Annotated in this window: 21 protein-coding genes; 8 read left to right on the top strand and 13 right to left on the bottom strand. The window is 63.4% G+C overall.

Annotation, left to right across the window (positions count from 1 at the left end):
• A partial coding sequence (locus tag B9A31_RS21315) for a DUF6708 domain-containing protein (protein ID WP_371851096.1) occupies positions 1-537 on the top strand: 537 nt, incomplete at its 5' end.
• 3 nt (positions 538-540) lie between these two features.
• Here B9A31_RS21315 and B9A31_RS21310 read toward each other — a convergent pair.
• The 6 genes from B9A31_RS21310 to B9A31_RS21285 form a co-directional block, all read right to left on the bottom strand.
• A complete protein-coding gene (locus B9A31_RS21310; RefSeq protein ID WP_027609790.1) occupies positions 541-1,821 on the bottom strand; it encodes an OprD family porin in 1,281 nt (426 codons plus the stop codon).
• 40 nt (positions 1,822-1,861) lie between these two features.
• Positions 1,862-3,178 (bottom strand): MFS transporter, encoded by a 1,317-nt coding sequence (locus tag B9A31_RS21305; RefSeq protein ID WP_019099236.1) that lies wholly within the window; start codon positions 3,176-3,178, stop codon positions 1,862-1,864.
• Between the two features lie 67 nt (positions 3,179-3,245).
• Entirely contained in the window at positions 3,246-3,770 is a 525-nt protein-coding gene (locus B9A31_RS21300) for a gamma carbonic anhydrase family protein (protein ID WP_019099237.1), read from the bottom strand.
• A gap of 12 nt (positions 3,771-3,782) precedes the next feature.
• Positions 3,783-4,973 (bottom strand): CaiB/BaiF CoA transferase family protein, encoded by a 1,191-nt coding sequence (locus B9A31_RS21295; RefSeq protein ID WP_025752913.1) that lies wholly within the window; start codon positions 4,971-4,973, stop codon positions 3,783-3,785.
• A 24-nt stretch (positions 4,974-4,997) separates the two neighbouring features.
• Positions 4,998-5,927: a hydroxymethylglutaryl-CoA lyase gene (locus B9A31_RS21290; protein WP_025752915.1), complete on the bottom strand. Its 930-nt coding sequence runs from the start codon at positions 5,925-5,927 to the stop codon at positions 4,998-5,000.
• A gap of 98 nt (positions 5,928-6,025) precedes the next feature.
• On the bottom strand, positions 6,026-6,937 hold the full coding sequence (locus B9A31_RS21285) for a LysR family transcriptional regulator (RefSeq protein ID WP_019099239.1): 912 nt from the start codon (positions 6,935-6,937) through the stop codon (positions 6,026-6,028).
• A gap of 269 nt (positions 6,938-7,206) precedes the next feature.
• Here B9A31_RS21285 and B9A31_RS21280 point away from each other — a divergent pair, with 269 nt between their 5' ends.
• From B9A31_RS21280 to B9A31_RS21255, 6 genes are all read left to right on the top strand, one after another.
• Entirely contained in the window at positions 7,207-8,535 is a 1,329-nt protein-coding gene (locus tag B9A31_RS21280) for a hypothetical protein (RefSeq protein ID WP_019099240.1), read from the top strand.
• 32 nt (positions 8,536-8,567) lie between these two features.
• Positions 8,568-10,799 carry an Ig-like domain-containing protein gene (locus tag B9A31_RS21275; RefSeq protein WP_027609792.1) on the top strand — a complete coding sequence of 744 codons (2,232 nt, stop codon included), beginning with the start codon at positions 8,568-8,570 and terminating at the stop codon, positions 10,797-10,799.
• A gap of 15 nt (positions 10,800-10,814) precedes the next feature.
• Positions 10,815-11,288 carry a curlin gene (locus B9A31_RS21270; protein WP_016714043.1) on the top strand — a complete coding sequence of 158 codons (474 nt, stop codon included), beginning with the start codon at positions 10,815-10,817 and terminating at the stop codon, positions 11,286-11,288.
• A 16-nt stretch (positions 11,289-11,304) separates the two neighbouring features.
• Positions 11,305-12,750, top strand: a complete 1,446-nt coding sequence (locus B9A31_RS21265; protein ID WP_019099243.1) for a curlin — start codon at positions 11,305-11,307, stop codon at positions 12,748-12,750.
• Positions 12,751-12,859: 109 nt separating this feature from the next.
• Positions 12,860-13,507, top strand: a complete 648-nt coding sequence (alkB, locus tag B9A31_RS21260; protein WP_026020489.1) for a DNA oxidative demethylase AlkB — start codon at positions 12,860-12,862, stop codon at positions 13,505-13,507.
• Between the two features lie 146 nt (positions 13,508-13,653).
• Positions 13,654-13,941, top strand: a complete 288-nt coding sequence (locus B9A31_RS21255; protein ID WP_019099245.1) for a hypothetical protein — start codon at positions 13,654-13,656, stop codon at positions 13,939-13,941.
• Between the two features lie 58 nt (positions 13,942-13,999).
• Here B9A31_RS21255 and B9A31_RS21250 read toward each other — a convergent pair whose 3' ends face one another.
• The 4 genes from B9A31_RS21250 to B9A31_RS21235 all read right to left on the bottom strand — a co-directional run bounded on the left by B9A31_RS21250 (position 14,000) and on the right by B9A31_RS21235 (position 17,000).
• Positions 14,000-14,260 (bottom strand): DUF1652 domain-containing protein, encoded by a 261-nt coding sequence (locus B9A31_RS21250; RefSeq protein WP_016714039.1) that lies wholly within the window; start codon positions 14,258-14,260, stop codon positions 14,000-14,002.
• Positions 14,261-14,492: 232 nt separating this feature from the next.
• Positions 14,493-15,380, bottom strand: a complete 888-nt coding sequence (locus tag B9A31_RS21245; RefSeq protein ID WP_025752920.1) for a pirin family protein — start codon at positions 15,378-15,380, stop codon at positions 14,493-14,495.
• 96 nt (positions 15,381-15,476) lie between these two features.
• Complete coding sequence (locus B9A31_RS21240) at positions 15,477-16,349, bottom strand: alpha/beta fold hydrolase (protein WP_019099247.1); 873 nt, start codon at positions 16,347-16,349, stop codon at positions 15,477-15,479.
• A 21-nt stretch (positions 16,350-16,370) separates the two neighbouring features.
• Positions 16,371-17,000 carry a LysE family translocator gene (locus B9A31_RS21235; RefSeq protein ID WP_019099248.1) on the bottom strand — a complete coding sequence of 210 codons (630 nt, stop codon included), beginning with the start codon at positions 16,998-17,000 and terminating at the stop codon, positions 16,371-16,373.
• Positions 17,001-17,124: 124 nt separating this feature from the next.
• On the opposite strand from B9A31_RS21235, the gene B9A31_RS21230 reads away from it, so the two are divergent.
• Positions 17,125-17,604, top strand: coding sequence for a GNAT family N-acetyltransferase (locus B9A31_RS21230; protein ID WP_019099249.1), 480 nt, complete (start codon positions 17,125-17,127; stop codon positions 17,602-17,604).
• A gap of 45 nt (positions 17,605-17,649) precedes the next feature.
• On the opposite strand, the gene B9A31_RS21225 is transcribed toward B9A31_RS21230, so the two are convergent.
• Genes B9A31_RS21225 through B9A31_RS21215 form a run of 3 tightly spaced genes read right to left on the bottom strand, consistent with a single transcriptional unit; the run spans position 17,650 to position 20,957 of the window.
• A complete protein-coding gene (locus B9A31_RS21225; RefSeq protein WP_027609793.1) occupies positions 17,650-18,579 on the bottom strand; it encodes an aliphatic sulfonate ABC transporter substrate-binding protein in 930 nt (309 codons plus the stop codon).
• Positions 18,580-18,582: 3 nt separating this feature from the next.
• A complete protein-coding gene (mgrA, locus tag B9A31_RS21220; protein WP_019099250.1) occupies positions 18,583-19,626 on the bottom strand; it encodes an L-glyceraldehyde 3-phosphate reductase in 1,044 nt (347 codons plus the stop codon).
• Entirely contained in the window at positions 19,623-20,957 is a 1,335-nt protein-coding gene (locus tag B9A31_RS21215) for an LLM class flavin-dependent oxidoreductase (protein ID WP_019099251.1), read from the bottom strand. The genes mgrA and B9A31_RS21215 overlap by 4 nt, the downstream gene beginning before the upstream one ends.
• Positions 20,958-20,988: the final 31 nt, after the last annotated feature.

Raw genomic sequence — 20,988 nt, 5'->3', positions numbered from 1 at the left:
ATACGACTTGCCCTAATTTGGCACCCGAGCCGTACCGGTCTCCCGCACATGGAAATAGCCCAGATCGGCAAACAAGGCCAAGGCGGCAGTGAACTCCGCGACGAGTGGGAGTTCATTCGCCGCTACATGGAAGAAGGCCCGCACGCCGTCCCCCGCCCTCGCCTGAGCACCCAACTGCCCTCACCCATCCAGGCCTTCAGCGCCCAGTTCGAAGGCCTTGGTCGCTTCTTCCGCAAAAGCAGTTGGCTGTTCAAAGTCGTCCTGCTCATGATCTGGCCCGCCTTCGTCATCGTAGGTACCGGCCATTGGCTCAGCCTGCTGCTGTGCTGGCGACCACGTTGGCCAAAGGTCATCCGCGAGGCGGGTATGCCTGGCAAACCCGTCCCACCGGTGACGACCCTCAGCGACTACCCGCCGGCCATTCAAGAACGCCTGCTCGCCAACGCCGATCGCTGGCAGCTCAAGCCTGGCAAGCGTCCGGAGAAAAAACCACGCAAACCGCGGACGTCGAAGTCGAAGGGTGCACCGGCCCCATGATGTTCAAAATTCGACCGTGTACCCCACAATCACCCGGTTCTCATCCGCTGCATCGGCAAAGTTCGAGCGCATGCTCGCATTTCGCCAGCGCAGCGACACATGCCTGAGTGGCCCCGACTGCACCACGTAGGTGATATCCGTGGTGCGCTCCCACTCCCGCCCTTCTCCATCGTCTGTCGCCAGGGCTCTGCCCTTCACGCTGGCTATACGCTGCGGCTCCACCTGGTCGCCCTTCACATAACGCACATTGAACGTAAGCCCCGGGATACCCAAGGCGGCGAAGTTGTAGTCGTAGCGCAGCATCCACGCACGCTCGTTGGCCAAGGCAAAGGTGCTGACCTGCTGTTCACTGAACAGGTAGGTATCGGTACCGCCCACATAGGCGTACGCCGTGTCACCGCTCACCTTCTGATAACCACCACTGAACGTGTGGCCCTGAATGCTGTAGCCGACGTTGGTGCTGAGGGTCTGGTTGTCGACTTCACCCAACAATGCCCGGCCTTGCTGGCGAGCATTGAACCAGCGCCACTCGGTGAAGACATCCCCCGGCCCCAGGCGGGTCTTAAACTTGAACCCGGCAAAATCACGGCGGAACAGGTCCTCCAGCTTACTGGTGTGCAGGCTGAAAGTCAGGTTGTTCAGGGGTTGGTAGTCCGCACCAACGTAGTAAAGCCGGTCACTGGTGACTGTTGCCGAATAGGCCCCTTGCTGCGCCATGGCCGTCAGGTCTTCGTAGTCAGTGGAGTCGCGCAACTTGGTGGCATCGACTTGCAGCAAGGTAAAGGTAAACCGGTCCAGATCCTTGCTCACCAGCTGCGCACCGTTGAACCACTGGGGGAACAGCCGGCTGTTGTTGGACGCCAGCAGCGGCAATTGCGGGCTCAGGCCGCCGACTTTCAGTTCGCTCTGCGCCAGCCTGGCCTTGAAGGTAGCCACGGCCTTGGCGTAGTCATCCGCCGCTCGTTTGTCGCTGCCCCGTGGCAGCAGGCCGGTGCCACTGCGGTCGGGCGAGGAGTCCAGCTTGAACCCAAGCATGCCCGCCGCATCCACGCCGAAGCCGACCACGCCGTCGGTGTAGCCAGACTGCAAGCGCAGCAGAAACCCTTGGGCCCATTCCCCGCGCCGGGATTGCGTGGCGCTGTCACCGTGAAAGTCGCGGTCGAAATAGAAATTGCGCAGTTCCAGGCTACCGCTGCCGTCATCGACGAAGGCAGCCTGGGCGGTTTGGCAGGCGCAGCAAAGCGCCGCGAGCATCAGCGATGCTCGCCGGAAACGGATGATCATGGGTGTGCCTTGTTCTTGTTGTTCGAAGACTCAGCGCCAATCAGCTTTTGGGGTTGCGCACGTAGCGCATCACCACCAGGCAGGCGATCAGGATCAGCGGGGCGATCGACAGCATGCCCATGTAGGTGCTGCCGGTAAGGTCATTGATCTTGCCCACCATCACCGGTGCGACGATACCGCTCAGTTGCCCCACCGAGTTGATCGCAGCGGTGCCTGTGGCGATCGCAAGCCCCGAGAAGGTCGACTGGGGAATGGTCCAGAAGATCGGGATGGCGATAAAGGTGCCTGCGGTAGCCAGCACCAGTGCGGCCATCATCGCCATTGACGAGTCGGAAAACAGGCACGCCAGCAGATAGCCGATGGCCGCTGCAAGCAGGCAATACACCAGGTAGCGCTTGCGTTCACCGGTACGGTCGGAGCGCCGGGTCAGTAGCACCATGCCGATACAGGCCACCGCATAGGGTAACGCCGACAGCACGCCGACCCAGAGCATGTCCTGCACGCCCGATGACTTGATCAGGTGTGGCATCCAGAAGTTAAGGCCATAGGACGCGGTTTTGACCACGTAGTAGATGAACGCCATGATCGCGACTTCACGGGTCAGCAGTACCCGCCAGAGCGAGCCGAGGATGGGTTTTTCGGTGCGTTTGTCCTGGGCCAGGTTTTCCTTCAGCACGTCTTTCTCTTCACGGCTCAACCATTTCGCCGCGTCGATGTCGCGGTCCAGCTTCCTCAGCACCAGCAGGCCCAGCACCACGCAAGGCAGGCCGGACATCAGGAACAGCCAGTGCCAACCGGCCAGGCCCAGCACGCCGTCCATTGTCCCCAGCAAAAAGCCTGCTGCCGGGCCACCCACCGCGCCGGCCAGCGGCACGGCAAGGAACCACAAACCATTCATCTTTGCCAGGTGTTTGCGGGGGAACCAGCACGCCAGGTAGAACAGGATCGCCGGACCGAAACCGGCCTCCATCACCCCGATGAGAAAACGCAGGAAGTACAGGGTGTACTGGGTATAGGCAAACACCAATGCAGCCGTGGCGAGGCCCCACGACACCATGATCCGGCAGATCCAGGCCGGCGCACCGTAGCGTTTCAGGCCCAGGCTGCTGGGCACCTCGAACAATACATAGCCGACGAAGAACATGCTTGCGGCCAGGCCATAGGCGGCATCGCTCAAGCCCAGTTCCTGCTGCATCTGGGCTTTGGCGAAACTGATGTTGATACGGTCGAAGTACGAGAACAGGAAGCAGATGATGGCCAGCGGCATGATGCGCCAGGCCACACGGCGGTATAGCAGCAGTTCGTTGATGTGGCTATCGGTGCGCTCACGCGCCAGTTCGCCGGTCATGGCAACCATGGTGGATCTCCATTCTTGTAATTATTGGAGAGCAGCAGCGCCTCGGCGGGCGCCACTTGCAGGGTTTTCAGCGGATGCGGATCAGCTTTTCCTTGAAGGCCTGGCCTTTGCCAACGTATTCGGTGGCGTTGCGCCGCATGGCGGCGATAGCGTCCGGTGTCAGTTCGCGCACCACCTTGGCCGGCGCCCCCAGGATCAACGAGTTGTCCGGAAACACCTTGCCCTCGGTGACGATTGCGCCAGCACCGACCAGGCAGTTATTGCCGATGACCGCGCCGTTGAGCACTACCGCCTGGATGCCAATCAGCGCCCCGTCACCAATGGTGCAGCCATGCAGCATGGCCTGGTGGCCGATGGTGACGCCCTGCCCCACGGTCAGCGCAAAGCCTGGATCGGCATGCAGCACCGCGCCTTCCTGTACATTGCTGTACCGGCCAATCCGGATGGGTTCGTTGTCTCCGCGCAGCACGGCCTGTGGCCACACGCTGACACCTTGTTCGAGGGTAACGTCCCCGATCACGCTGGCATCCTCGGCAACGAATGTTTCCGGGTGCAGGCTGGGCGCAAGGGTGTCGTATTGATAGATCGCCATCTCAAGCCCCCCTCACGCCGCGTCGTCGGTTTTCAGCACACCCGCCGCGCACAGCTCGGCAATGTGTGCATCGCTATAGCCCAGGTCGCGCATCACCTGGCGGGTGTGCTCGCCAATCCGCGCAATAGCTCGGCGCGGCTGCAGGCGCTGGCCGTCCAGCGACAGCGGCAGCAATGGCATCGGCGTGTGGCTGCCGTCTTCCAGTTGCAAGTCGGCCATGCCGCCGCTCTGTTGCAGGTGCGGGTCATCGAACAATTCTTCCGGGCGGCGGATGGGGGCGAAGGGAATGCCATTGGCTTCCAGCTGCAATGCCAATTGCCCGGCGTTCAGCGGTGCGAATACCTCGGCCAGGTGCGCGAGCAAGCGCGGCCGTTGCAACACACGGTCGTTATTGCTGGCGAGTGTCGGGTCATCCAGCAAGGCCGTCTGCCCCAGTAACTGGCACAGCGCATGCCACTGCCCTTCACCGGTGGCGGCGACAAACATCTGCTCGCCACCGGCGAAGGTGAACACGTCGTAGATGGCCCAGGCGCTGATACGGTTGGGCATCGGCGCCGCTGCCTCGCCAGTGACCACGTACTGCTGCATGTGCTGGGCGGCCAGCAGCACGCAGTTCTCGTACAGGGCGCTTTGTACCTCGCGGCCGGTGCCGCTGGTGTGGCGCTCGTTGAGCGCGGCCAGCACACCAATGGCACCGAACATGCCGCCCATGATGTCGTTCACCGAGCTGCCCGCGCGCAGCGGGCGGCCTACCGGCCCGGTCATGTAGGCCAGGCCGGCCATCATCTGCACCACCTCGTCCAGCGCCAGGCGGTTGTCATAGGGCCCGCTGAGGAAGCCCTTGTGCGAGGCGTAGATCAGCCGAGGGTTACGCTGGCGAAGCGCGGCGTAGTCCAGGCCCAGCTTGCGCATGCGCCCGGGCTTGAAGTTCTCGATGAACACGTCAGCAGTGTCGATCAGTTGCAGCACGGCCTCACGGCCCTCAGGCGTTTCGACGTCGACGGCGATGCATTGCTTGTTGCGGTTGAACGTTCGGAAAAAACCCGCCCCTGCGCCCAGCAGCCGGCGTGTGCCATCGCCACGCACCGGTTCGATCTTGATCACTTCGGCGCCAAGGTCACCGAGGATCATGCCGCAGGTCGGGCCCATGACCATGTGCGAAATCTCGACGACACGAATGCCGTCCAAGGGAAGTCTGGACATCGTGATATTCCTCGTGCGTGCGGGTCAGGCGTGGTGGGCTGCATTGGCGAAGTTGAGCGGCAATCCGGCGCGGGCAATGCAACCGTAAAGTGGCTCGTCCGGCAGCGCCTCACTCAGTACCCGGCGCGACTCGATCAGCGCAGGCAGGTCGATATCCGTGTCGTAGCCCATGCTCTGCAGCATGAACACCAGGTCTTCGGTGACGGTATTACCAGACGCGCCAGGGGCAAACGGGCACCCCCCCAGGCCAGCCAGCGAAGCGTCCAGCTCGCGGATGCCCTGTTGCACCGCAACCAGGCTGTTGGCCAGGGCCAGGCCACGGGTATCATGGAAATGCGCGGCCTTTAGACGGTCACCGGCAAGCGCACGCACAGCCTGCAGCACCTTCGCCACCTGGCCCGGGTTGGCGTAGCCCGTGGTGTCGCCTAACGAGACCAGGTCACAACCGGCTTCGATCACGTGGCGGGTCAGTGCGCAGAGGTCGGCCAGCGGCACTTCACCCTGGCGGGTGCAGCCAAAGGCAACCGACATGCCCGCCATGACCTGCACCTCGTGCAGGCCCATTTCGGTACGCAGTTGGCACATGCGCCCCAGCTCCTCGACCATTTCCCTGGGTGTGCGCCGCACGTTGGCCAGGCTGTGCGCCATGCTGACCGATACCGGGGCAACGATGCGGTGGGCGCCGGACTCGAATGCGTCCCGGGCACCACGCAGGTTCGGGGCCAGCACGGTGACGTGCAAGCCCGGGTATGTGAGGGCATGGGCCACCACTTCGCGGGCATCGGCCATTTGTGGCAGCAAGCGCGCCGGCACAAACGAGGCGACTTCCATGTGGCGCACGCCAGCGGCGTAGGCGGCGTCGATCCAGCGGCGCTTGGCGGCCGTCGGCATGATTGTCTGCAGGCTCTGCAAGCCATCGCGCATGCCGACTTCGTTGATTGTTATTGTTGTCATCACGGTCTCTCTGTCTGAAGCGTTGCGCCAGACTAAGAGCTGCATGGCAAGCAGAAAAGACGTGTTTCACGGGCTGATCCATCGTCAGCCACGATGGATCAGCCTGCCGATTGCCAGGCCGGTGCGCGCAGTAACAGGTGGTCGAGCAGGCGCCGCGCAGACAGCGACAGCGTGTGCCTGTCGCGCATGCAGATGACGAACTCGCCCAGCGCCCAGTCGTCGGTCAGCGGAATCACCCTTAGGTCGAACAGCGCTGCATAGCGGGCCACGGCCTCCTGCGGGAACACCGCCAGGCCCAGACCGAACTGCACCAGGCGATACGCAGCGTCGAACGAGGACACATACGAACGAAAGCGCAGCTCCCGGCCGGCCTGTTCTGCACTGTTGCGCATGAAGCTGTTCAAGGTGGCGAATGCCGACAGGCCCAGGTGTTCATAAGCCAGCGTCTCTTCGAAGGCAACCTGGCTGCGGCCGGCCAAGGGGTGTTCGGCGCCCACCACTACCGCCAGGTGGTCCTGTCGGTAAGGCACGAACTCCAGGTCGCCCACCGCCATGGACTTGCGGCAAACCCCCAGGTCCGCATTGCCTTCCGCCACACCGCGCACCACGTCCGGGCTGAAGCGCTCTTCGATATCGGCCTGGATCAGCGGGTTTTCCAGCATGAACGCCGAGAGTTCCTCAGGCAGGAACTCCATGATCGACGACACGTTCGCCAGTACCCGCACATGGCCTCGTGCCCCTTCGGCGTATTCGCTAAGTTCGCTGTCCAGTCGCTCCATGGCGCGGGTCATGTCCCGGGCATGTCGCAGCAGGGCCAGCCCCGCCGGGGTAGGCTCTACGCCGCGTTTGCTGCGTTTGAGCAAGGCGGTGCCAAACCGCGCTTCGATGTCCGAAATGCGTTTGCTGACGGCGGACGGCGCCATGAAAGCGCGCTCGCCGGCGCGAGCGATGGTGCCCTCTTCGCAAACGACGATGAACAGGTTCAGGGACAAGTGATCGAGGGGTTGCATTGCATCGCTCGGCGTGGGGAGGTGGAAGGCCGATGCACTGTAGCAAAGTTGGGACTGCACCCGCCTGTCGAGTCGCAAAGGCCTCCCCCCAATCCCCAATCCTGGGGGAAGGCTGCCCACCGTCGACAGCGTGTGGAATGCCCCGTTTAAAAACTGGATCCCTTGTGCCGCAAGGCCTTCAAGGCACTTTCCAGCTTTTGGCACAGCTCTTGCCGATCTCCTCCCAGACGCCCCAAGTCCATGGGCCCGTTTGCAGGAGGAATAGACTCATGCACCGACCGATACCCCACCCGCTGGCAGTGGCGATTTTCGCCGGCATGCTCCAGCTCCCGGCGCAGGCTGCCCTGAACGCTGTCGATCCAGGCGCCTACGTCCCCGCCAACGGCGGCTTCCCTGCCTGGTACCAGGACAGCCACGGTCGTACCCTCGACCTGTGCCTGACCAAGGCGGTCAGCTCCAGGGTTGCCGGCGCACCCGGCGCACCGGCGTACATGTGTACGCTGCTGCCCACGCCGGGCGTATTCGACGATACGCAACCTATTGTCTTCCCCACCAACTTCCCTGACGAAGCGTTCTGGTTCACTGCAGACGCCGCCATCGTCGACGCCGCCCGTGGCATCGACCTCAGCTACGGTACCGCGATCGAAGCGGCATTCGCCGCCGAAGAGCCGGTCGAGGGTGACCAGGTCAGCTTCGCCCGGGTGCGCATCCGGGTCGATGTGCCTACCGCTGGCACCTACGTGGTCACCCACCCCTACGGCGTCGAAGTGTTCGACGTGCCCGCCGCCGGGCGCCGGGCGATCAACATGACCCGCGACATCGGCATTGCCGGCGCAGGCGACTTCACCGGCGCGCTCAAGGGCGATGTCGGGCCTTTCCTGCGCAGTGTCAACGGCCCCTACACCGAAGGCAGCGAGCGCTTCATCGGTGACCCGAACCTGGATGAACGGGTAACCGGTAGCCCATTCAACACCAACTTCGTACGCATCGAAGGCCCCGGTGGCATCGACCTGCGTACCGAGCTGTTCTCGATATCCGGCAAGCTCTCGACCGTCGCCCTGCCAACCCCGCTGATGCCACAGCGCAGTACCTATTCGCGGCACACCGAAGACGGCAACCTGCGCGCCCAACAAGACATCTTCGTGATGGCCCCGCCGCCACCGGCCAGTGTCACCCTGACCAGTCAAACACCCAGCCTGAACCTCACTGAGGCCAACGGCACCGGCGCCTGGTATGCGCAGTCGGCCCTCAACCCGGCGGCAGGCAGCATCCTGACGCTGACCGCCGACAACAGCGTGGCGATCCCGACCAGCAGCCTGACCACCCGCAACGTGCCATTGACCGACCTGGTGACCATTACCCAGGCCCAATACCGCCTGTCCACGGGCGAACTGACCCTGGTGGCCAGTACCAGCGACGAAACGACCCCGCCAGTGCTTACCGCACACACCGGCAACGGCACGTTGATCGGCAACCTTGGCGGCACCGGCGCCGTGAAAACGTTGAGCATGACCCTCTCGCCCATCCCGCCGGCCAAGGTGCAGGTCACCAGTGCCAATGGCGGTAGCGACACCGAAGACGTGGTGCTGGTGCCATGAACAGACAAAGGCTCAGCCTTCAAGGAGGCCGCATGAACACTTGGTCGCGCCGTGCGCTGTTCGCCGCCGGTTTTTCCCTCACCGTTACCAGCGCCGCCTTTGCTGCGCTGTCTGAAGTCGACCCAGGGCCTTACACCTTCGCCACGGGCGGCTACCCCATGTGGTACAAGGACAGCCTCAACCAGTCCCTGGAGCTGTGCCAGTCACGCGCCACCAGCACCCGGGTACCCGGCACCCCCGCCGCGCCATCCTACATGTGCACGCTGCTGCCAGAGCCCGGCATCTACGACGATGCATTGCCGTTGGTATTCCCCGACAACTGGCCGCCAGAGATGTTCTGGTTCCTGGCCGAGGCCACCATCCCGGCAGTCGGCAACAGCGGCTATGAACTGGATGCCTACGTTGCCGGCCTGGAAGCAGCCTTTGCCGCCGAAAACCCGGTAGACGGCGACCAGCAGAGCTTCGCCCGCATTCGTATCCGCGTCTCGGTGCCGCGCGCCGGTACCTACACCATTACCCACCCCTACGGTGTGGAAACGGTCAACGTCACCACGCCAGGCCGGCGGGCGATCAACATCACCCGCGACATCGGCATCGGCGCACCGGGCAACTTCACCGGGGCACTCAACGGTGCACTCGGGCCATGGTTGCGCGGGGTTGGTGGGCCTTACACCGAGGTCAACCCGGACACCGGTGCCACGGAAACCTTTATCGGCGACCCGAATCGCCCGGAAGCCGTGGTCGGCAGCCCGTTCAACACCAACTTCATCCGCATCGACGGCCCGCCCGGGCGCATCGAGACCGCACTGTTCACCGTATCGGGCAAAGTGCTGGACCAACGCGCGCAAACGCCGGTCACGCTGGAGCGAGCCACCTACTCGCGCACCGGTGGCGGCACCCGTGTAGAAGTGTTCGCCAAGGCCCCGAGAGAGGCCAGCCTGTGCATGCGCAATGGCCTGGCCCTGATCGGCACGCCCCCTTCGCCGTGCCAGTTCAACCTGACGGCGGACAACAACGGCCTGTTCTTCAGCCAGCAACTTAGCCAAGACGTACCGCCTGCGGTGGTGGTGGTCACCGCCAGCAACAGTGCTGGCGGCACCCAGCCGACCGCGCTGTCGAGCAAGTTGACCGATGTGGTCAAGGTCAGCACTGCACGCTATGACTGGGCCAACAAACGCCTGCTGATCGAGGCCATGTCCAGTGATGAGGTCGTCATCCCCGACATGCTCGCCCAAGGCTACGGCCGCATGTCGAAAGCGGGCACGCTGCAAAGCATCACGGTCAACGACGTGGCACAACCGCCAGCCACCGTTACGGTCAAGTCTGCCCACGGGGGCAGCGATGTGGAACCGGTGATCGTGGTCGGCAACGCACCGGTCGAGGCGGCCAACCAGCCACCGCTGGCCCAGGCCGATGTCGGTAGCACCAGTGTCGGTGTGCCAATCACCCTCAACCTGCTGCAAAACGACAGTGACCCGGACGGTAACGTGCCGTTGACCATCAGTGACCTCACCCAACCAGGCACCGGCCTTGGCGGCGTGGTGCTCAACGGTACCACCTCGGTCACCTACACCCCGCCAGCCGGGGCTACGCAACCACTGGTGGCCACCTTCAGCTACCGGGCGGTGGACGCCAAGGGCCTGAAGTCGGAACCGGCAACAGTCACCATCAACGTTGCACCCAACCAGGCTCCAACCGCCAACCCGGAAACCGTCGCCACCCTGAGCGTGCCTTTGACCATCAACGTGCTGGCCAACGACACCGATCCGGAAGGCAACGTGCCGTTGGCTGTTGCGGCCGTCACCCAACCGGCGGCAGGCCGAGGCACCGTCAGCACCGATGGCACCACGGTGACCTACACCCCACCGGCCACGGTAACCGCAGCCTTCACCACCACCTTCACCTATCAGGCACGTGACTCGCTGGGGGCGCTGTCCACCCCGGGCACGGTCACCGTCAACGTGTCGCCAAGGCCAGCCGCCGAAACCTTCACGGTCACGGCAGCTACCGTCACGGCACGCTCCAACAACCGTTACAACTGGGATATCAGCGGTACCTCATCGGTTACCACGGGCAACGTTGTCACGGTCCGGGTCACCACTACCACCGGGGTGCAGACGCTGGGTACCGCCACAGTGCCGGTTACCGGCCGCTGGCGCCTGGCCGTCAGCAACAGCACCACGATAATCCCGACCGCCGCGCCGACGGCGACCATCACCACCAGCCCGGGTACTACCCGCACCGTCAACGTGGTTGTGCAGTAAAGGCGGGGAAACGCCATGAAACGCCTGTATCCACTGCTGCTCAGCCTGGCCCTCGTGGGCCAGGCCAGCTGGGCCGACGACCTGATGGACAATGCCGACCTTGCGCCCGGCAACGACCTCGGCGACCCGGTGATCATCCGCCTGCTACCGGTCGGTGCCGGTCAGGCTGCGGTGATCGAGCAGCAAGGGGCGGGCAACCGCGCCGCCCTCGACCAGAACGGCCAGGCCCTGCTGGGCCGCATCGTCCAGGCCGGCGGTGCGCAGGAAGCGTACATCTTGCAGGAAGGCAGTGACCTGATGGCCAGCATCAGCCAACAGGGAAATGGCAACAGCGCATCGATCCGCCAGAGCGGCAGCGGCAACAGTGCAGCCATCGAGCAGATCGGCAACGACAACAGCGCCAGCATCGTGCAGTCCGGCTCGGGCCTCAACAGCTCCGTGACCCAGACCGGCAATGGCCAGCATGTGCAGATCACCCAATACCGATAGACCTGGAGGCACCACCATGTACAAGCTCGCTCCGTTAAGTGCCGCTATCGTCCTGGCCCTCGCTGGTCAGGCCATGGCTGCTGACAGCACCTCGTCCCAGACCCAGGACGGCAAGGAAAACATCGCCGAAGTCAGCCAGACCCAGGCGTCCTTCGCTTCGGCCACCCAGAACCAGACCGGCAAGGGCCACAATCACCTGGCCGTGCAAACCGAAAGTACCAGCGATATCCAGCAGAGTGCCACCGGCCAGTACAACGCGGGCTATGCCGAGCAGTTGTTCGAAAATGGCAGCCAGATCAAACAGCAAGCCGCAGGCAGCTACAACGATGCTTTCGCCAGCCAGTCGGTGGGGCTGAACAACGAATCGCTGCAAACCCAACAAGGTGTCGGTAACAAATCCACCGTGTGGCAGGACAGCCAGGAAGGCAGCAAAGCCACCACCTGGCAATCCGGCCAGCGCAACGAAGCTTTCATCGAACAGACCTTCGGAGGCAGCAACAACCGCAGTACCGTCAACCAGACCGGCCAGGACAACTATGCCGCCGCCGAGCACCTGAACCATGTCGACGGCGACATCCAGGTCTACCAGGATGGCCACGACAACTGGGCTTACGGCGACCAGCGCGAAGGCACCGGTGGCACCATTGGCATTGGCCAGTACGGTGGCGGCAACTCGGTTGAAGTGTGGCAGGACACCCAGATTGGCAGCCAGGCTTCCGTGGTCCAGACCGGCCAGTCCAACGAAGGCTATATCGACCAGAGCTTTGGCATGAACAACAAGGTCAGCCTGTCGCAGCAAGGCAACGCCAACGCCAGTTGGTCGGACCAGTTCGAGACCAACAACTCGACCACCACCATCACCCAGACGGGCAACAACAACCTGCATTTCACCTATCAGAATGGTGAAAACCTCAACCTGACCATCAATACCAAAGGCAATGGCAACAGTATCACCGCCAGCAACTGGAAAGGCGCCAAGATGGGCGGCCAGTTCGGCACCAATCAGAACGCCACCATCAACCAGAACGGTAACGGCAACGGCGTCAACCTGACCCAGAACGGATCTGACCAGCTGGCCACGCTGACCCAGACAGGTAAAGGCAACCAGATGCAGACCAAGCAGGCCGACAGCAACAACGAGCTGTATTTCGAGCAGAACGGTACGGACAACATCCTGATCGCCGACCAGCGCGGTACCGACAACTACGCCTACGGCAACAGCCAGGGTACTGGCAACACCATCACGCTGGACCAGTCCGGGTACAGCAACCAGAGCTACACCAACCAGCTGTACGGTAGCGGCAACGAAGCCACCATCAAGCAGACTGACAGCATCAACGTCGCCTACGTGACCCAGGGAGGCCAGGGCAACAAGGCGTACGTCGACCAGAGCGGTATCGCCCAAACCGCCACCATCACCCAGCTGGGCAGCGCGAACCTGGCCACCGTGACCCAGAAGTAAACGACTCCCCCCTTGAACCGCGGTGCTCCTCTCCCTGGTGCCGCGGTTCCTTTTTCTCGATTGCACATGCCGGGATACAATGCCGTAACCCTTGAACATGTGCAGTGCCATGATCCAGTCCGACCTCGACCTGTTCGGCCCTCAGCCACAACGCCTGGCCAGCCACACCGTGCTGCTGCCCGGCTTCGCGCTGGGCGAAATCGAACCCCTGCTGGACGCTTTGCGCCCGGTACTGCGCGCCGCGCCGTTCCGGCACATGCGCACACCGGGAGGCCTGCACATGGCCGTGGCCTTGACCAATTGCGGCGCACTGGGCTGGGTGAGTGATGAACACGGCTATCGCTACAGTGCCACCGACCCGCTCAGCGGCAAGCCCTGGCCCGCCTTGCCCCCTGTGATACTGAGCCTGGCCGCCCGCGCTGCGGCAATGGCGGGTTTCGAGGGTTTTGTCCCCGACGCCTGCCTGGTCAACCATTATCTGCCCGGCACCCGCCTGAGCCTGCACCAGGACCGTAACGAGCAGGACTTCAGCCAGCCGATCGTGTCGTTTTCGCTGGGGTTACCGGCCGTGTTCCTGCTTGGGGGCCTGCAGCGCGCCGACAAGACCCAGCGCGTACCCCTGAGCCATGGCGATGTGTTGATCTGGGGCGGCGAAGACCGCTTGCGCTTTCACGGCGTGCAGCCCATCAAGCCCGGCGTCCATCCGCGCATGGGCGAGCGGCGGATCAACCTCACCTTGCGCAAGGCCGGTGGCTGACACAAACACGATGAACGTGCATGAAACACGTTGAACATCTTGGTTTGGCAAGCTTCAAAGGATAAGCCGCGTTCTCACACTCAGGAGCCAGCCATGCCGTACTTGCCTTGCCCGATGCCCCCGCACGACTCACCGGCCGCACGCTCATGAAAATGCCCGGTCGTGCACCCAATGCCTCGCTGCAACTCGATTACGTGCGCGACACCCTGTTTGGCCCGGTGGCGCAAAGCGTGGAGTGCCAGTGCCAACTCGCCGCCCTCAACCTGCAGGGCCGGCCAGCGTTGCGTTTGCACATTTGTCCGCCACTGCCCGACAAGGTCGACCGGGCCCACAGCGTGGCGTTCATTTGGGACGGGCGCAGTTATCACGGTGTCGTACGTGACCAAGGCAAGTGCGGGGATGGTGGTTTGAACCTGTTGCTGGAACTGCAGTAAGCCGGATAACGCAAGTACACCCGGCCAGCTCAAGCCGGCCGGGTATACATCGGCTCACTCAGGCAATGGCCTTGAGTGGCACCGGGTGGCTGTCACGCAGCGCGTGCAGCTGCCCCACCAGGTGGACCAGGTCACGGCAGCTGTTGAGGCTTTGCAGCGGGACCCCACTCAGGGTCACGCCCTCGTCGAGACTCTGACCCTGACCCAGGCGGATGGTCAGGTTGGTGCCATCCAGGCAGCTGACTTCACAGCGATCAGGCAAGCAGGCCTGCTCGATCAACTGCCGCATCTCTAGCATCGAAACTCCAATCAACGACATGGTACGACCCTCTCTGTGGGATGGCCTGTTGTGTGGATTTACGCCCTTGTGCGGCGAGGCGCCAATTGATATTGCGCATGCCCGGGCAGGCCTCCATGCGCCCGGGCAATGATGATGCTGGGAATCCTTTAGCACCTTAGTGGATGATTGCCAGCAGGGGCCGTGTGTTCGGTCGCAATCGCACACTTGGCGACGGGTGGTATTGGCAGCGTTCATGAGGGCGGGCTATCGCTCAGTGGGCCGCACCACCACGTTCGTCCTGCATCTGCCCAAACCGCCCGGCATGGAAGTCGTCGAACGACTCGGCAATTTCCGCCTGGCTGTTCATCACGAACGGGCCATAACCGACGATCGGCTCATCGATAGGCTCGCCACTGAGCAACAGCACACTGGCACCTTCCAGCGCTTCGACAGTTACATCCTCGCCACCTCGGTCCAGCAGCACCAGGCTCGATGGCCCGGCATCGCGTTCACCGTTGACCTGCACGCTACCGCGCAACACCACCAGCGCCGCGTTGCGCCCGGCGGCCAGCGGCAGTTGCAGGGCCACACCGGCGTTCAGCCGCAGGTCCCATACATCCAAGCGGGTAAACGTCCGCGCAGGGCCGGTATGCCCACGGTAGCTACCGGCAATTACCCTCAAGCTACCGCCCTCGCCGTCCAGCGTGACTTCAGGGATGTCCTGCGCCAGCAACGTCTGATACCCGGCCGCTGCACGCTTGTCTCGCGCCGGCAGGTTGACCCACAGCTGCACCATCTCCAGCGTACCGCCACTGCGGGCAAAGGCCGGGGAATGGAACTCTTCATGAATGATGCCGTTGGCTGCGGTCATCCACTGCACGTCGCCAGGGCCGATCAGGCCGCCAGCGCCCGTGGAGTCACGGTGCTCCAGCTCCCCTTGGTAGACGATGGTGACCGTCTCGAAGCCGCGGTGCGGGTGCTGGCCAACGCCACGCCGTGCGTTGGTGGGGGTGAAGTCATGGGGCCCGGCGTAGTCCAGCAGCAGGAATGGACTGATTCGGCTGGCCAGGTTGTCGTAGGTGAACAGGCTGCGCACCGGGAAGCCGTCACCCACCCAATGGGCGTGCGGGCTGCGGTGGATACCCAGGATCTGTTTCATGAGAAGGCTCCTCTCTTGGCTGAGTTAACCTTATCAATGATGGCAATCTGGCGGTAGCCAGCGGAATTGGCATGCATCGTTCCATACATGGAACAGTTAGCCCTGCAAGAAGGCGAGCACCTGCTGGACCGCCGCAGCCGGGTCTTCCTGCATGAAACAATGACCACCCGCAACTTGCTGTGCAGTCACGGTGCGGTTGAGCCCCGCCAGACGGTTCACTGAGTGCGGCACGAAGGGGTAAGTATGCTCGCCATACAACACCCGCGTCGGCGTAGTGATTGCGGCCAGGTTTGCCCACATGCGCTTGGGGAATGAACTGAAAATTTCCACTTCCCGGCTGGGTCGGCACTTGAGTACCACGGCATCACCGCAATCACCGATGGCATGTTCGACATAGGCCTGCAGCGCCGCATCGGCCCAGCCCTTGAAAATGCCCCGCCCTTTCAGCGATGCCAGAGCTGCCTCGCGATCGGGCCAGTGGCTGCGGCGGCCGGCAGCCTTGCGCGCCAGGGCATGGCGTTGGTGCAGGCCAACCAGAGCAGCCGCCCCCATCACACCGATCATGCGCCGGCTGAACAGTACCGGGTCAAGCAGCACCGCACGGGCAAACAGGTGTGGCTCACTGGCCAGGATCAGCCCGGTGAGCACGCCACCAAAACTGTGGCCCACGGCAAACCGGGGAACATCGCCATACTCGCCACGCCCGGCCTGAAAAGCTTCCACTGCCAGCTCGGCTGTACGGTTCCACCCCCGAAACACACCGCCGTGATCGCTGTCACCATGCCCCTGAACGTCGCAAAGCCACAGGTCAAAATGCTCGCCCAGGCCCATCAGCAATGGCTGGTAGGCCAGGCAACAGAAACCGTTGCCGTGCAAGAAATGCAGCAGCGGCTTGCCACTGGCCGGGGTTCGCCAGCCACGCAGGGTGAAACCTTCGGCGCATTCGTGGGACCAGGGAATCAACTGCATCGGTTTGCTGTACTCGCGGGGCTAGGAAAACGCTGATTCTACAAATAGCAGCGGGTACAGTGAAATCACCAGCAACAAGGCCATCAGGACATTGAACAGCATCAGCCAGCGGGGGTTCTGCAACAGATTGCGCAAGGCGCTGCCAAACATCACCCACACGCCGACGCTGGGCAGGTTGACCAAGGCGAACAAGGCCGCGATCACAATCACGTTCGTCACATAACCTTGCGCGGGTGTGTAGGTGGTGATCGCCCCCACTGCCATTACCCAAGCCTTGGGGTTGACCCACTGGAACGCCGCTGCCCCCCAGAAACCCAGCGGTTTTCGGGTGCTGGACGAGGCCGTGCCGACCGGCCCGGAGGTGGCGATCTTCCAGGCGAGGTAAAGCAGGTAGACGGCGCCGGTGTAGCGCAGCACGGTGTAAAGCGGCGGCCAGGCCTTGAACACTTCACCCAGGCCCAGGCCTACGGCCAGCACCATCACCATGAAGCCGACGCTTATGCCCAGGGCGTGAGGTATTGAGCGGCGCACACCAAAATTCACCCCCGAGGCCAGCAGCATGGTGTTGTTGGGGCCAGGGGTGATGGAAGACACGAAGGCAAACAGCACGAAGGCGGTCAGCAGATCGGCAGAGGCAAGCATGGCGGGCATTCCACTTTCGTTATAGGTGCTGTCACACTAGCGGAGTCGCCCTTCCCTGCGACCTGTACAGTTGCATTAAATTTTGTGAATACACATCACTGTACCGCAAACCTGGATCAAGGAAGCCGTCACCATGAGCCTCACCATTCGCCCTGCCGTTCGTTCCGATGCCGGGCAGATCCTCGCGTTTATCACCGAGCTGGCCGACTACGAACGCGCCCGCCACGAGGTAGTCGCCACCCTTGCCGACATCGAGCACAGCCTGTTTGGCGAGGGCAGCACGGTACACAGCCTGATGTGCGAGCGCGATGGCCGGGCAGTCGGCTTTGCCGTGTACTTCTACAGCTACTCGACCTGGCTCGGGCGCAACGGCATTTACCTGGAAGACCTGTACGTTACCCCCGAACAGCGAGGCGACGGTGCCGGGCGGCAACTGCTACGACATATTGCCCGCGAAGCGGTGGCAAACAAGTGTGGCCGCCTGGAATGGAGCGTTCTGGACTGGAACGAGCCGGCGATCGGCTTCTACGAGAAGCTCGGTGCCGAGGCGCAGGATGAGTGGGTGCGCTACCGGCTGGATGGCGAGAAGCTGACGGCGTTTGCCCAAGGGTGAACGGACTGGGGGCTGCTTTGCAGCCCCCAGTGTCTCGCAGCTATCTCATTCCCGCCGCCATACCGCTCCGGCAATGTCGACCCGTTTTGGCAGGATCTTGTTGTCAAAAAACAACGCCGCCGTGCGCTGCTGCGCTGACACGATTTCATCACTCACCGGCAGCACCGGTGATGCCGGCCGGTGGCTGAAACTGCGCTGCACCACCGCCTCCGGCAAGCCCATGAACTGCGCCAGCAAGCGGATGCTCCCAGCCTCATCGCTGCGGGTCAGCGCCTCGGCCCGGCTGATTTCATCGAGCAACTGGCCGACAAAGGCGCCATGGGCTTGGACATAGGTCCGTGAGCCCAGCATGAACGGCCCGATCAGCCCCAACCCTTGGCCGTCGGCCAACAGCCGCGCCTTACCCTCCAGGTCGATGGCCGAGTAGAACGGGTCCCAGATCGCCCAGGCATCCACACTGCCCCGCTCGAACGCCGCCCGGGCATCGGCGGGTGCCAGGTACACCGGCTGAACATCGCGAATTCCAAGCCCCGCCTTGGCCAAGGCACGCAGCAGCAGGTTGTGCGCGCTGGACCCCTTCTGCAGGGCAATGCGCTTACCCTTGAGCTCGCCCACTGCGCTGATCGGGCTGTCCTTCGGCACCAGAATCACCTCGGCCTGGGGCTTGGCCGGCTCGGCACCGATGTACAACAGGTCGGCACCGGCAGCCTGGGCGAAGATCGGCGGGATATCACCGGTCGAGCCGATATCGAGGCTGCCGATGTTCAACGCCTCCAGCATCTGAGGGCCGGCCGGGAACTCGATCCACTCAACGCGGGTATTGGCAAATCGCTGCTCCAGCAGACGATGCTGCTTGGCCAGCACCAGGCTGATCGAGCCCTTCTGGTAGCCAATGCGCAAGGTAGCCGGGTCTGCAGCCTGGGCCGCACCGGCCAAGGCCACCCACAACAGCATGGCAAGGCGTAGCACGCGCATCGGTCACTCCTTCCAGTCGGTCGAGGGTTTTTCCCACAGGTTGATCCCGCCTTCCACGGCGTACTGGTCGATGGCAGCCAACTCTTCGGCGCTGAACACCAGGTTGTCGAGCGCTGCAACGTTCTCGATGATCTGCTCGGGCCGGCTGGCACCGATCAAGGCAGAGGTCACCCGTGGGTCACGCAGTGTCCAGGCCAAGGCCAGTTGGGCCAGGCTCTGGCCACGCTGACGGGCGATGTCGTTCAGGGCGCGTGCACGGGCGATGTTGGCTTCCGACAAGTGCTGGGGTAGCAAAGAACCCCCGCCCGCGCGGTTCACCCGGGCGTCGGCCGGGATGCCATTCAGGTATTTGTCGCTGAGCAAGCCCTGCGCCAGCGCTGTGAATACGATCACCCCGGCACCCAAGGCATCCGTGGTATCGAGCAGGTCGCGCTCGATCCAGCGGTTGAACAGGTTGTACGACGGTTGGTGGATCAGCAGCGGCACCTTCAGCTCATCGAGCAATGCCGCAATTTCTGCGGTTTTGCCGGCGGAATAGGACGAGATGCCGATGTACAGCGCCTTGCCCTGGCGCACGATGTCGGCCAGCGCGATGGCCGTTTCTTCCAGCGGGGTGTCGGCATCGAAGCGGTGCGAATAGAAGATGTCGACGTAATCCAGCCCCAGCCTTGCCAGGCTCTGGTCCAGGCTGGAAATCAGGTATTTGCGCGAGCTGCCGCCCTGCCCGTATGGCCCCGGCCACATGTCCCAGCCAGCCTTGCTAGAAATGATCAGCTCGTCGCGGTAGCTGCGCAGGTCTTCACGCAGCAGCCGGCCGAAGTTGGTCTCGGCGCTGCCATAGGGCGGGCCATAGTTGTTGGCCAGGTCGAAATGGTTGATGCCGGCATCGAAGGCAGTGTGCAACAAGGCACGCTGCGTGGTGATGGGCGTGGCATCGCCAAAGTTGTGCCACAAGCCCAGGGACAGGGCCGGCAGCACCAGGCCGCTGCGGCCTACACGTCGGTAAGGCATGCGCGCATAGCGCTCGGGGTTGGCGGTGTAGCTCATGGTTGGCCTCGTTCGGCAAAGTAAGGGTTGGCTGGGCGCTGCAAGCCCAGGTGTTCGCGCAGGGTGTGGCCCTGATACTGGCGGCGGAACAGTCCACGCTGCTGCAACTCGGGCACTACATGGCGGGCGAAGTCTTCCAGGCCCAGTGGCAGGTGCGGCACGAGCACGTTGAAGCCATCGGCGGCGCTGCCTTCGAACCAGGCTTGCAGCTCATCGGCAATCTGCACGGGGGTACCGACCAAGCTGTAGTGCCCTCGCCCACCGGCAATGCGCCGCCCCAGTTGGGCCAGGGTCAGCTGCTCGTTGCCGGCCAGTTCGGTGAGCAACTGCTGGCGGCTGCGCTGGCCGTCTTCGGTCGGCGGCAACTCGGGCAACGGGCCATCCAGCGGGTAGCCGGAAAGGTCGAAGTTGCCGAGCATGCGCCCAAGCAGGCCAACCCCGACACGCGGGTCGACCAGCGTCTGGAACTGTTCGTACTTGTCCTCGGCCTGCGCCTGGCTTTGCCCCACTACCACGAACACGCCGGGCATGATCTTCAGCGATTGCTCATCCCGCCCATGGCGGGCCAGGCGGCCCTTGAGGTCGGCGTAAAAGGCCTGTGCGCGTGCCAGGCTGGGCTGGGCGGTGAACACCACTTCGGCGCTTTGGGCCGCCAGTTCGCGGCCGGTTTCGGACGAGCCGGCCTGCACCAGCACCGGTCGCCCCTGTGGCGAGCGGGCGACATTGAGCGGGCCTTTGACACGAAAGTGTTCGCCGACATGGTCGATGGCCCGCACGGCTTGCGGGTCGTGGAACAGGCCACTGGCCTTGTCACGCACGAACGCGTCATCGGCCCAGCTGTCCCACAGGCCTTGCACCACTTGCTGGAATTCCCGGGCACGGGCATAGCGTTCGGCATGTGGAATATGCGCCTGGCGGCCGAAGTTACCGGCCTCGGCGGCAGCGTCGGAGGTGACCATGTTCCAACCAGCACGGCCTGCGGACAGGTGGTCCAGGGAAGCGAACTTGCGTGCCACATGGTACGGCTCGTTGTAGCTGGTGGTGGCAGTGGCGATCAGGCCGATGCGATCGGTAACAGCACTGAGTGCCGACAGCAGCGTCAGTGGCTCGAAGTACACCGAGCGGGCGCTGTGGCTGGCGAGTGCGTCACCGGGCGCAGCCACGCTGTCGGCGACGAACAAGGCATCGAAGCACGCGGCTTCGGCGATGTGTGCGGTGCGCTTGTAGGTGGCGAAATCCAGCGGGTCGGCGGGTACGTCCGGGTGGCGCCAGGCGGCCACATGGTGACCGGTGGCCATGAGAAAGGCACCCAGGTTCATTTGGCGGGGCATAGTGTTCTCCTTGGTCCGAAAAGCCACAGAT

Source organism: Pseudomonas sp. URIL14HWK12:I5, from assembly GCF_900176445.1.
GTDB classification, from domain to species: domain Bacteria; phylum Pseudomonadota; class Gammaproteobacteria; order Pseudomonadales; family Pseudomonadaceae; genus Aquipseudomonas; species Aquipseudomonas monteilii.
Note: the sequence above shows the minus strand (reverse complement) of the source record. Positions and strands in the feature narration are given on the sequence as shown.